Below are 11671 nucleotides of genomic sequence, written 5' to 3'. Positions count from 1 at the left end.
TGTACAGGGGTATGCAAGGAGGCGTTTTGACCTATCTCTTTCTCCTCGGCGCCATATTCGCAGAGGTGATAGCGACCAGCCTGCTCAAGAGCACCGACGGTTTCAGCCGGCTGTGGCCGACCGTCGTGTGCCTTACCGGTTATGCCGTCTCCTTCGCGCTGCTGGCGGTGTCGATCTCGCGCGGCATGCAGACCGACGTCGCCTACGCGCTGTGGTCGGCCATCGGTACGGCCCTGATCGTGCTGATCGCGGTGCTGTTCTTGGGTTCGCCGATATCGCTGACGAAGGTCGCCGGTGTCGGGCTGATCATCGCCGGGGTGGTCACGCTGAATCTGGCCGGCGCGCACTGACCGCGGGGCCATTTCGTCGCCGGCAGGTGGACTCCCGTTCACGTTTCCGACCTCTATTGCGGGCCTGGTGTGCAAATATCGCTGCAAGACTGACGGTCTGTCGCCACCGGGCATTGCAGCGGCCCGGGGCGGTGCTGCCCGCCACCCCCTAGCGAGTAGGACTCACCATGACCGATGTCGATCAGACGCCCTCCGATGGCCTGTCCCCCGGCAACCCCACCCGGGCCGACCTGATCGAGCACTCGCGCACCGGGATGAGCGCGGCCGCACTCCAGCGCGCGATCAACGACCACCTGCGCTATTCGATCGGGCGTCCGGCGGCGGCCCTGCGCCCCGAGCACTACTACCGCGCGCTCGCCCTGGCGGTCCGTGATCGCATGCAGGACCGCCGGGTGGCCTCGACGCAGACCTCGCTGGACCTCGGTCGCAAGGTGACCTGCTACCTGTCGGCCGAGTTCTTGATGGGCCCGCAATTGGGCAACAACCTGCTGAATCTCCAGATGGAGCGGGCGGCTCGCGAGGCGCTGGCGGCGATGGGCCAAAACCTCGACACGGTGCTGGCCTGCGAGGAGGAACCCGGGCTCGGCAACGGCGGCCTCGGCAGGCTGGCCGCGTGCTACCTGGACTCGCTGGCCACCCTGGAGCGCCCGGCGATCGGCTACGGCATCCGCTACGAATTCGGCATCTTCGACCAGGAAATCCACGACGGCTGGCAGGTCGAGCAGACCGACAACTGGCTGGACAACGGAAACCCCTGGGAGATCGCCAAACCCGACGTCAGCTTCCTGGTGAAGTGGGGCGGCTACGCCGAGCACTACACCGACCCAGCTAAGGGGGCCGGCCACGACCGGGTCCGCTGGGTGCCGGGCCGGTTGCTCAAAGGCACCGCTTATGACACGCCGATCCAGGGCTACGGCGTCAACACCTGCAACGTGCTGACGCTGTGGAGCGCGCGCGCCGTCAAATCGTTTGCCCTGGAGGCCTTCAACACCGGCGACTACTACAAGGCGGTGGAGGACGAGGTCACATCCGAGACCGTTACCAAGGTGCTCTACCCCAACGACGAACCCGAGGCCGGCAAGCGGCTGCGCCTGCTGCAGCAGTACTTCTTCGTGTCCTGCTCGCTGCAACACGTGCTGCACATCATGGACGATCTCGCCGACGTGTCCGTCAAGGAGCTTCCGCAGCGGTTTGCCCTGCAGCTCAACGACACTCACCCGTCCATCGGGGTCGCCGAGCTGATGCGGCTGCTCGTCGACGAGCGCGAGCTGGACTGGGACGCGGCGTGGGACATCACCGTCGCGACGTTCGGATACACCAACCACACCCTGCTGCCCGAGGCGCTGGAAACCTGGCCGCTGGAGATGTTCGCCGAGTCGCTGCCGCGCCACCTCGAGATCATCTACGAGATCAACCGCCGGTTCCTCGACGAGGTGCGCGCCCGCTTCCCCGGCGACGAGGACCGGGTCGCCCGGATGTCGTTGATCGGGGAGAACGGCGGCAAGAATGTCCGGATGGCGCACCTGGCCACCGTCGGCAGCCACGCCGTCAACGGCGTCGCAGCCCTCCATTCGGAGCTGCTGAAAAGCAGTGTGCTGAAGGACTTTTACGAGATGTGGCCGGAACGGTTCAGCAACAAGACGAACGGCGTGACACCGCGCCGCTTCCTCGCGCTGGCCAACCCCGGGCTGCGCGAACTGCTGGACCGCACGGTCGGCGACGGCTGGTTGACCGATCTGGGCCGGCTGCGCGGGCTCGAGCCGTTCGTCGAGGACACGGCCTTCCGGCGCGAGTGGCGCGACATCAAGCGCAACAACAAGTCCCGCCTGGCCAGATACGTCCACTCGGTGGCCGGCGTCGAACTGAACCCGGACTGGATGTTCGACGTCCAGGTCAAGCGCATCCACGAGTACAAGCGCCAGCACCTGAACGTCCTGCACGTCGTCGCACTGTATCACCGCCTGAAGTGTGACCCCGGCCTGTCGATCCCGCCGCGGGCCTTCATCTTCGGCGGCAAGGCCGCGCCTGGATACTTCCTGGCCAAGCGGATCATCAAGCTCATCAACGCGGTCGCCGAAACCGTGAACGCCGACCCGGACGTGAACCGGTTCCTCAAGGTGGCCTTCGTGCCGAACTTCAACGTGCAAAACGCCCATCTGATCTACCCGGCGGCCGATCTGTCCGAACAGATCTCCACCGCGGGCAAGGAGGCCTCGGGCACCGGGAACATGAAGTTCATGATCAACGGGGCCCTGACCATCGGCACCCTGGACGGGGCGAACGTCGAGATGCGCGACGAGGTCGGGCCGGAGAACTTTTTCCTGTTCGGGCTCACCGAGCAGCAAGTCGGGGCGGTCAAGGCCGACGGGTATCGCCCGGGCGATTACATCGACGGCAACGACGAGCTGCGCGCTGTGCTGGATCTGATTGCCGCGGGGACGTTTTCGCGCGGGGACACCGAGGTGTTCAAGCCCGTCGTGGACAACCTGCGTTACGACGACCCCTTCCTGGTGTGCGCCGACTACGCGTCGTATGTGGACTGTCAGGAGCGGGTCGGCGCCGCGTGGCAGGATCGCGAGTCGTGGACCAAGATGTCGATCCTCAACACCGCGCGCAGCGGCAAGTTCTCGTCGGATCGCGCCATCACCGAGTACTGCGACGAGATCTGGAACGTCTGGCCGCTGACGGTCAAGATCTAGCGCCGGCCGGGTAGTCCGGCCGCGCCCGGCGGGCCATCGACCACCGCCGCGACCGGCCCCGCGGCAGCGCCGCCCGAAACGGGCTAGGGTGGGCGCTCACGCGCAGGGTGCACTGGGACGTTGTCGCGGCCCCGCGATCGACAGAACGACTCGTGGCAGGAGAGATGTGACCACACGCTTGCGCAGCCTTGTCCTGGTCCCGTTGACCGTGGCACTGGCCATGCTGCTGGTGCCGACCGCTTCGGCCGACACCTACACCGACCAGCTGGTGAGCAGGTTCGACGCCCAGACGCATGTGGTGGTCGATCCGGGCGCCAGACCGCCGCTGCAGAATCCCGACAAGCTGAACCAGCAGATTCTCACCAGCTCGTGGCGGTGGAGCGCGGGCCCACCGGTCTGGGTGGCGGCGGTGTCGCCCGCCCAGAGCGGGGTCACCACCGCCGACGCCGTACACACCGCCATGCTGGGCCGCAACGCCGGATTCAGCGGCGTCATCCTCGTCATCGACGCTCGCGGCTACCACGTGCGCGCCTACAACGTGCCCAAGGCGATCGCCGACAACGTCGACCAATTCATGAATCAGTCGGCGAGGGATCATCGCAACGACCCGTACGGCGCCACGAGCGCGTTCGTCGCCAGGCTGGCGAGCGCCAATGCAAGCCCCACCGGACCGGCGACCACCTCTGAAGTCGCGCACCAAAAGCACGACGAGTGGGCGTGGCTGAAGGTCACGCTGGTCATCTTCGGCATCGCGCTGGCCATGGCCGGCCTGTTCTGGTTCGCGATCGGCCGAAATCGTAAGCACCGCAAGGACTCCGAGGCACGTGAGGAAATCAAGCAGGAATTGATCGCGGCCACGTCGAACGTCAGCGACCTGGACAACGCGGTGCTCACCACCGGCGGCGCCGATGTCAGCGCCGAGTCGCTGAAAGCCAACGCCAGCCTGTACGACGCCCGAAAGGCCTACGAGAAGGGCGATTACGGCTCCGCGCGGGCGCATCTGCGGGTGGTCGAGTCCACGGTCGCCAAGGCCAACCGGAAGCTCGACCCGCGCCAACCCGACGTCGCGGCCGTGACTTCTGTCCCGGCCGACGACCGCAAGCAGGCCACCGTGCGGGCCAAGAATCCGGACACCGGCGAAACGGTGACGATCAACAACAACAACTACAGCACCACCGCGCAGCCGGGTTACCCGCACTACTACGGCGGCGGCTACCACAACGGAATGTTCTTCTACCCCGGCTATTACCCGTACGCGTTCTGGGGTCCCGGCTGGACGTGGGCGCTGACCGACGTGCTGCTGATGGACGCGTTGCTGGACGACCATTGGGGCGGCAGCTACGAGCGCGGCTTCGAGGCCGGCCGCGACTCCGCGTTCGCCGATGCCAACAGCTACGGCTATGACGGCGGACAGGGAGCCGGTTACGACAGCCCGCCGGCCGATGTGGGGTTCACCGGCGGCTACCAGGACTCCGGTGGCGCCGACGTCGGATTCGCGGGCAACGACGCCACCTACTCCGGCGGCGGTGACGTGGGCTTCGACGGTGGCTGGGACTCCGGCGGCGGCTGGGATTCCGGCGGCTCCGATTTCGGGGGCGGATCGGATTTCGGCGGCGGCGGTTCCGATTCCGGCGGCGGTGGCGACTTCGGGTTTTGAGGTCTCGCCGTCGAGAAGTTAGGTTCCTGCAATGAGTACGGACAAGATCAATCGCGCGATCCTGCTCACCATGGTGGTGATCGGGACGGTCGCCTACTGCTTGCTGTACAGCCACGCCTCGATCGTCTTCAGGCTCCTGGTGCCGCTCGGCCTGATCGTCCTGCTCGGGCTCGTCGTCCGGGATGTGATCAGGGACCGGCAATAGTCTTCGGAAGTCCAACAGCGGAGCAAGGACTGGAAAATGAGCACGTATCTCTACGGTCTGCTGACCCTGGTCACCCTCGTCCTGGCCGTGGCGCTGGCCGCCGTCGCCGCCGTGCACGTAAATCGCTTGGAGCGCCGAACGACTGCTCCGGTCAGTGAAGAAATCGGCAGCGCCAAAGCGGTTTTGCACAAGGTCCGCAAGGGCGAACCGATGTCGCGCGACGAGGTGGACTACGCCAAGCAGGTCGTTGCCGATCGCGGTTCGTTGATGACCCTGTGCATCCCGGGCGCGTTGTTCATGCTCGGCTGCTTCTTCGTCTTCGGCAGTCTCTACCACCTGCAGGGAGCGACGCCCTCGGAGCGCACATTCCTCGGGGTGATCCCCATGTTGACCTCGACAAACCTGGCCATTCAGATTCGCCGCAGCGCGCGGTTGCGGCGGCGGCTGAAGAAGCTGGCCTGACGCACGACGAGACCGGACGTGCGGCGCCCACCGGGCGCCCGGGTGGGCCGGCCGGCCTTCGAGGTCGTGTCCGGGTTGCGCTGTCCGGAGTCTTTGCACCATGATGTGTCAATTGAGCACATGACCGTCTACTATTTGGCGGGCACGAGGGCGAGGGCGGGGGGCACGAACACGATGTCCGGACCGGGTCGCGAGAGGTGATCGAATGAGCCCTCGTTTCGTCGGTCGGACCGTCCTGGCGCGAACCTGGATGCCGTTGGTCGCCGTGGTCGCGGTCGGCGTGGGTCTGCTCTGCATGTACAAGGTGCATCAGTTCTCCGAACCGGAGCCGGTCATCACCGTCAACGGTCCGCAGGCACCCGAGGAGTTCAACATCAAGCGGATCACCTACGAGGTGTTCGGCGACGCCGGCCAGGGCGGGAAACTGGTCTACGTCGACATCGACGGTCATCCGCATCAGGTCGACATCACCACCCTGCCGTGGTCCCACACGGAGACCACCACGCTCACGGTGGCGTCCGGCAGCATCTCGGTGCACGTCCACGGCGGTCAGGTCGGTTGCCGAATGCTGGTGGACGGCGTCATCCGCGACGAACAATCGGGCGATCATCAGGACGCCGACGTCCAGTGCAGGGTGAAGTCGGCATGACCGAGCATCGCCTCGAGGATCCCAGGGTCAAGCGTCCGTTCATCCCGAAAATGGTGCGCGCCCTGGCGATTCCGATCATCTTGTTCTGGGCCCTGCTCGCGGTCACCACCAATACCTTTATGCCCCAAGTGGAACGGGTCGCCGAAGAGCTCGCCGGGCCGATGGTCCCGCATTACGCGCCCTCGCAGCGGGCGCTGCTGCACATCGGCGAGAAGTTCCACGAATCCAACTCCACGAACCTGACCATGGTGGTCTTCGAGGCGAACCGGCGACTGGGCGACCAGGATCACCGGTACTACGACGATTTGATGCGCCGCCTGCAGAACGACACCAAGCACGTCCAATACGTGATGGACTTGTGGGGCAAACCGTTCACCGCGGCCGGGGCGCAATCCGTCGACGGCAAGTGCACCTATGTGCTCCTTCGTCTCGCCGGTGACATCGGCCAGATCCAGGCCAACCAGTCCGTGGACGCCGTCCGCGACATCATCAAGAAGGACACGCCTCCGCCGGGCCTCAAGGTCTACGTCAGCGGGGCGGCTCCGCTGGCCTCCGACACGCTCACCATCGCCAACGCCAGCCTGAACAACGTCACCATCGTGACGATCATCCTCATCGTCGTGATGTTGCTGCTGGTGTACCGCACCCCGTCCACCCTGCTGGTGCCCCTGCTCGGCGTCCTCATCGAAATGCTTGTCGCCAAGGGCATCGTCTCGACCCTCGGGCATTACGGATACATCGAATTGTCGTCGTTCGCGGTGAACATCGTCATCGCGCTGACCCTGGGGGCCGGAACCGACTACGGCATCTTCCTGATGGGCCGCTATCACGAGGCGCGCCAGGCCGGTGAGAGCCGGGAGGACAGTTTCTACATCGCCTACAAGGGCGTGGCACCCATCATCATCGGCTCCGGACTGACGATCGCCGGCGCCTGTTACTGCCTGACGTTCGCGCGGCTCAACTACTTCCATACCATGGGGCCGGCCGTCGCGATCACCATGCTGTTCACCATCGCGGCGGCGATGACGCTGGGCCCGGCGGTGCTGACCGTGGGCAGCCTGTTCGGGATGTTCGACCCGAGAACCAACGTCCACGGGCGGCTTTATCGGCGCATCGGTGCCAGCGTGGTGCGCTGGCCGGTGCCGATCCTGGTGGCCAGTTCCGCCGTCGTCATGCTCGGCGCGATCTTCGTGCCGAGCTACCGGCAGAACTACGACGATCGCCAGTACCAACCTGCCAGTGCGCCTGCGAATCTCGGTTTCCAGGCCGCCGATCGGCACTTCCCCAAGAGCAAGCTGTTCTCCGAGATGTTGATGGTCGAGACCGATCACGACATGCGCAACTCGGCCGACTTCATCTCGCTGGACCGCGTCGCCAGGGCGCTGATCCGGCTGCACGGCGTGGCGATGGTGCAGGGCATGACGCGGCCGTTAGGCCGGGCGCTCGAACACGCCAGCATTCCCTACCTGTTCACCACGCAGGGCAGCGGCAACGGTCAACAACTCCCGTTCAACAGGGAGCAGAACTCCAACACCGATGCGCAGGCCGAGATCCAGGCGCACTCCGTGGCGGTGCTACGCAAAGAGATCGGCTTCTTCCAGAAGGTGTCCGACGAACTGCACCAGACGGTGCTCACCGTCGAGGACCTCAAACGGGTCAGCAACGAAATGAACGAGGAAGTCTCGAACCTCGACGATTTCTTCCGGCCCATCAAGAGCTACTTCTATTGGGAGAAACACTGTTTCGACATCCCGATCTGCTGGGCGTTCCGATCGCTGTGGGACACCATCGATCACATCGACCACTTGGCCGAAGATATCGACAAGGCCGAAATCTCCCTCGCGGAGGTGGACAAGGCCTTCCCGCAGATCATCGCCCAACTGAAGGCCACCGCAGATGACACCGAGGCGCTGCAGCTGAAGTTGGTCAACAGTTACGGCTCGGCCGACCTGCAGTCCATCCAGACCGAGCAGACCTTCGACGATTCGATCAACGTCGGCAACGACTTCGACAGGTCCCGCAGCGACGACTACTTCTATATCCCGCACGAGGCCTTCGACAACGAGGACCTCAAGGCAGGCATGAAGCTGATGATGTCGCCGGACGGCAAAGCCGCCCGTTTCATCGTCACCCACGAGGGTGATGCGATGGGCCCCGAAGGGGTCGAGCACGTCGAGCAGTTCCCCGACGCGATAAAGACGATCCTCAAAGAGACGTCGCTGGCCGGCGCCCGGGTCTATATCGGGGGCTCGGGATCCAACGACAAGGACATCAAGCAATACGCGATGTCGGATCTGTTGATCGCGGCGATCGCGGCCTTCGTGCTGATCTTCCTGATCATGTTGTTCATCACGCGAAGCCTGGTGGCGGCCTTGGTGATTCCCGGCACCGTGGCCTTCTCCTACGCCGGGGCGTTCGGCCTGTCCATCCTTTTCTGGCAGCACCTGGTCGGCCTGCACCTGCACTGGCTCGTGCTGCCGTTGACGTTCATCATCCTGGTGGCCGTCGGATCGGACTACAACCTGCTGCTGATCAACCGGGTCAAAGAGGAGCTGCACGGCGGGATCCACACCGGCCTGATCCGCGCGCTGGGCAGCACCGGCGGCGTGGTGACCTCCGCCGGTTTGGTGTTCGCCTTCACCATGCTGGCCATGCTCACCAGCGATCTGAGGACCATCGGTCAGGTGGGATCGACCGTGTGCATCGGCCTGCTGCTGGACACGTTGATCGTGCGCTCGTTCGTCGTGCCCTCCATCCTGCGGATCCTGGGGCCGTGGTTCTGGTGGCCGACGCTGGTACGCCCCCGTCCGCTGCCACAGCATTGATGCGGATCTGACGAATCGTTGACCGGATTGAACACATCTCGTTAATGTGTTCACATGTCGACGACGACGCCGCGTGAGACGATCCGCGCCGTCTCACCGTCGCTGCTGTCGGCCACCACCAGCACGCTGCGCCGGCTGGGCCCCCGCCAGTTCAACCTGACCGCCGTCGCCGAGATCGCCGGTGTGTCGCGCGGGACCGTGCACAACGCGTTCGGAAACCGCGAAACCGCACTGAAAACCGCGCTCGACGAACTCGCCACCGGTTTCATCACCACCATGGCGGCCGAAGTGCAGCGGCAAGACAACCTCGCCGGCCAGGTGGCCGCGGCCGCCAACGTGATCTGCAAGCACCGGCAGACCTCAGACCCGCTGGGCCCGAAGGGGTTCAATCAGAGCCTCATCGTCCTGCTGCTCGACAACCTGGGCGAGGACCTCATGCAGCGCTCCATCGAACTCTGGGCGCCGCTGGTCCGGGCCGCCCAGCGCCGGGGCGAAGTCGGCAAGTCGGTCAATCCCCGGCACGCCGCGGAATGGATCGTGCGCGTGCTGCTCAGCTTCGAACTGCTGCCGCCGATGGTGGTCAATCTGGAAAGCCCCCGCGCCGTCGGCAAATTCGTCTCCGACCACATCGTGGCCGGACTCACCGGAAGCGAGAGGAGACGAGATGGCTGACTACGACGTCGCCGTCATCGGAGCCGGCCCGGGCGGCATCGCCGCCGGGCACCTGTTGCGTCAGAAGGGGATTTTCGACTTCGTCATCCTGGAGCGCGGCGACGACGTCGGCGGCACCTGGCGCGACAACCACTACCCCGGCCTGGCCGTGGACATCCCCAGCCTGTGGTATCAGCTCTCGTTCGCGCCGAACCCCAACTGGTCACGCTTCTTCGCCCCGGGCCGCGAACTCTACGACTATTTCCGCGACACCGCCCGGTCGCTGCATCTGTACGACCATTTGCAGACCGGCTGCAACGTGCTGCGCCAGTCCTGGGATGACACGACGCAGCGTTGGCACCTCGACATCGATGGAAAGCCCTGCGTCACAGCGCGTTTCGTCATCAGCTCGGTGGGTGGCTATGTCAACGCCAAGCAGCGCGTCGACATCGACGGAATCGACGACTTCGCCGGCACCATCCTGCGGCCCAACGCCTGGGACGACGGCTACGACCCGCGCGGCAAGCGCGTCGCGGTGATCGGCACCGGCTCCAGCGGTGTGCAGATCGCCGCCGCCCTATCGGGTCAGGCTGCCAATCTCGAGGTGTACCAACGCACACCGGCCTGGGTGCTGCCGAAGATCGACTTCGACATTCCCCCGCTGATGCGTCGGTTCCTGCGGGTGCCCGGCGTGGTCGGCGCCATCAACTCGGCGGGACGATGGGCAATGGACATCGCGATGATCGCGCCCATCGTCCACCTGCTGTCGCGGCTGCCGCAGCGCGTCCTGGTTCGCACGATGCCGTTGTACGACGCGTACTGCCGCGCCTTGTACCGGCTGCTGCTGCGGGCGGTGGTGCACGACCCGGCCACCCGCGCCGCGCTCGTCCCGCGATACGGGATCCTCGCCAAGCGGCCGGTGATCTCCAGCAGCTTCCTGCCGGCACTGAACAATCCGAACACCCACCTGATCACCACCGCCATCGATCGAATCACCGCCACCGGCATCCGTACCGTCGACGGAGTCGAACATCCCGCCGACCTCATCGTCGCGGCAACCGGTTACGAGCTGTGGACGGACCCGGAGACCTATCGACCCGGAACCGTGGTGGGCACAGCCGGATTCGACCTCGGCGAGCATTACCGCACGCACGGCCTGCACGCCTATGCCGGCACGGCGCACCCGCAGTTGCCCAACCGGTGGGAGATCGTCGGGCCGCTGGGCTTCGTCGGCTTCGCGTGGCCGGACTTCGTCGAGACGATGGCCGCCCACGCGGTCCGGATCATCGACGTCGCGCGCCGGCAGGGCACCGAGGTCGTGCGCGTCAAACCCCAAGCGTTCCAGCGGTGGAACGCGCTGATGCGGCGCCGCGCAAAAACGGCCCACCTGTACTTCACCGAGTGCAATCCGGGGTTGTCCACGTATTTCATCAACTCCCAGCGCGACACCGTCTATCACCGGCCACAAACGATCGCCGCCTCGCGGCGCTTCGCGCGCAAGTCGGCACTGTCCGACTACGAGTTTTCCCGCGCCGCCGCGCCGTGCGAGGCGGCCCCGACCCGGAAGGCCCAGATAGCATGAGCGACAACGACAAACCGTTGGCCGGCCGGGTCGCATTCGTCACGGGCGCCGCGCGCGGACAGGGCCGTTCGCATTGCGTGCGGCTGGCCCGGGCCGGGGCGGACGTCGTGGCCATCGACGTGTGCGGCCCGGTGGCGGCGAACAACGGCTACCCGGCCGCGACGCCGGAGGACCTGGCCGAAACGACGAGCCTGGTGGAAAGCGAAGGCCGCAAGATGCTGGCCGCGCAGGTCGACGTCCGCGACGCCGCGGGCCAACAACGGCTCGTCGACGACGCGATCACCCAATTCGGCCGCCTGGACATCGTCGTCGCCAACGCCGGCGTGCTCAATTGGGGCCGGCTGTGGGAGATTTCGGCGCAGCAATGGCAAGAGGTCCTCGACACCAACCTGACCGGAGTTTGGAACACCATCAAAGCGACCGTGCCGGCGATGATTCAGGCGGGCAACGGGGGCTCGATCATCACCATCAGCTCGGCGGCGGGCATCAAGGCCGTACCGGGATGCGGTCACTACTGCGCCAGCAAGTTCGGCGTGGTCGGGCTGACGAACTCGTTGGCGGTCGAACTGGGTGGATACGGCATCCGCGTCA

The 11671-nt window shown here is 65.6% G+C and carries 10 protein-coding genes; all 10 read left to right on the top strand.

Annotated features, from left to right (window positions below):
• The first annotated feature begins 26 nt into the window (after nt 1–26).
• Nucleotides 27–350, top strand: coding sequence for a multidrug efflux SMR transporter (locus tag A5646_RS09965; protein WP_082972124.1), 324 nt, complete (start codon nt 27–29; stop codon nt 348–350).
• A 254-nt stretch (nt 351–604) separates the two neighbouring features.
• Nucleotides 605–3049, top strand: coding sequence for a glycogen/starch/alpha-glucan phosphorylase (locus A5646_RS09960; RefSeq protein WP_067021502.1), 2445 nt, complete (start codon nt 605–607; stop codon nt 3047–3049).
• A 166-nt stretch (nt 3050–3215) separates the two neighbouring features.
• Nucleotides 3216–4706, top strand: a complete 1491-nt coding sequence (locus A5646_RS09955) for a hypothetical protein (RefSeq protein ID WP_067021472.1) — start codon at nt 3216–3218, stop codon at nt 4704–4706.
• A gap of 31 nt (nt 4707–4737) precedes the next feature.
• Nucleotides 4738–4911, top strand: a complete 174-nt coding sequence (locus A5646_RS29400; RefSeq protein ID WP_197497970.1) for a hypothetical protein — start codon at nt 4738–4740, stop codon at nt 4909–4911.
• A gap of 36 nt (nt 4912–4947) precedes the next feature.
• Nucleotides 4948–5373 carry a hypothetical protein gene (locus A5646_RS09950; RefSeq protein ID WP_066881300.1) on the top strand — a complete coding sequence of 142 codons (426 nt, stop codon included), beginning with the start codon at nt 4948–4950 and terminating at the stop codon, nt 5371–5373.
• Nucleotides 5374–5578: 205 nt separating this feature from the next.
• On the top strand, nt 5579–6022 hold the full coding sequence (locus A5646_RS09945) for an MmpS family transport accessory protein (protein ID WP_197497969.1): 444 nt from the start codon (nt 5579–5581) through the stop codon (nt 6020–6022).
• Nucleotides 6019–8847 (top strand): RND family transporter, encoded by a 2829-nt coding sequence (locus A5646_RS09940; RefSeq protein ID WP_066864837.1) that lies wholly within the window; start codon nt 6019–6021, stop codon nt 8845–8847. The genes A5646_RS09945 and A5646_RS09940 overlap by 4 nt, the downstream gene beginning before the upstream one ends.
• A 54-nt stretch (nt 8848–8901) precedes the next feature.
• A complete protein-coding gene (locus A5646_RS09935) occupies nt 8902–9519 on the top strand; it encodes a TetR/AcrR family transcriptional regulator (RefSeq protein WP_067021471.1) in 618 nt (205 codons plus the stop codon).
• Nucleotides 9512–11080 carry an NAD(P)/FAD-dependent oxidoreductase gene (locus tag A5646_RS09930; RefSeq protein ID WP_067021470.1) on the top strand — a complete coding sequence of 523 codons (1569 nt, stop codon included), beginning with the start codon at nt 9512–9514 and terminating at the stop codon, nt 11078–11080. The genes A5646_RS09935 and A5646_RS09930 overlap by 8 nt, the downstream gene beginning before the upstream one ends.
• Nucleotides 11077–11671: mycofactocin-coupled SDR family oxidoreductase (locus A5646_RS09925; RefSeq protein ID WP_067021469.1), on the top strand; the 595-nt coding region annotated here is incomplete at its 3' end. The genes A5646_RS09930 and A5646_RS09925, both read left to right, overlap by 4 nt.

Source organism: Mycobacterium sp. 1245499.0 (genome assembly GCF_001673615.1).
Classification (GTDB): domain Bacteria; phylum Actinomycetota; class Actinomycetes; order Mycobacteriales; family Mycobacteriaceae; genus Mycobacterium; species Mycobacterium europaeum_A.
Note: the sequence above shows the minus strand (reverse complement) of the source record. Positions and strands in the feature narration are given on the sequence as shown.

Coding starts and splice junctions, on each gene's coding strand:
- A5646_RS09960 (WP_067021502.1), top strand. CDS start 605: ATGAGCGCGGCCGCACTCCAGCGCGCGATCAACGACCACCTGCGCTAT.
- A5646_RS29400 (WP_197497970.1), top strand. CDS start 4,738: ATGAGTACGGACAAGATCAATCGCGCGATCCTGCTCACCATGGTGGTG.
- A5646_RS09950 (WP_066881300.1), top strand. CDS start 4,948: ATGAGCACGTATCTCTACGGTCTGCTGACCCTGGTCACCCTCGTCCTG.
- A5646_RS09945 (WP_197497969.1), top strand. CDS start 5,579: ATGAGCCCTCGTTTCGTCGGTCGGACCGTCCTGGCGCGAACCTGGATG.
- A5646_RS09940 (WP_066864837.1), top strand. CDS start 6,019: ATGACCGAGCATCGCCTCGAGGATCCCAGGGTCAAGCGTCCGTTCATC.
- A5646_RS09935 (WP_067021471.1), top strand. CDS start 8,902: ATGTCGACGACGACGCCGCGTGAGACGATCCGCGCCGTCTCACCGTCG.
- A5646_RS09930 (WP_067021470.1), top strand. CDS start 9,512: ATGGCTGACTACGACGTCGCCGTCATCGGAGCCGGCCCGGGCGGCATC.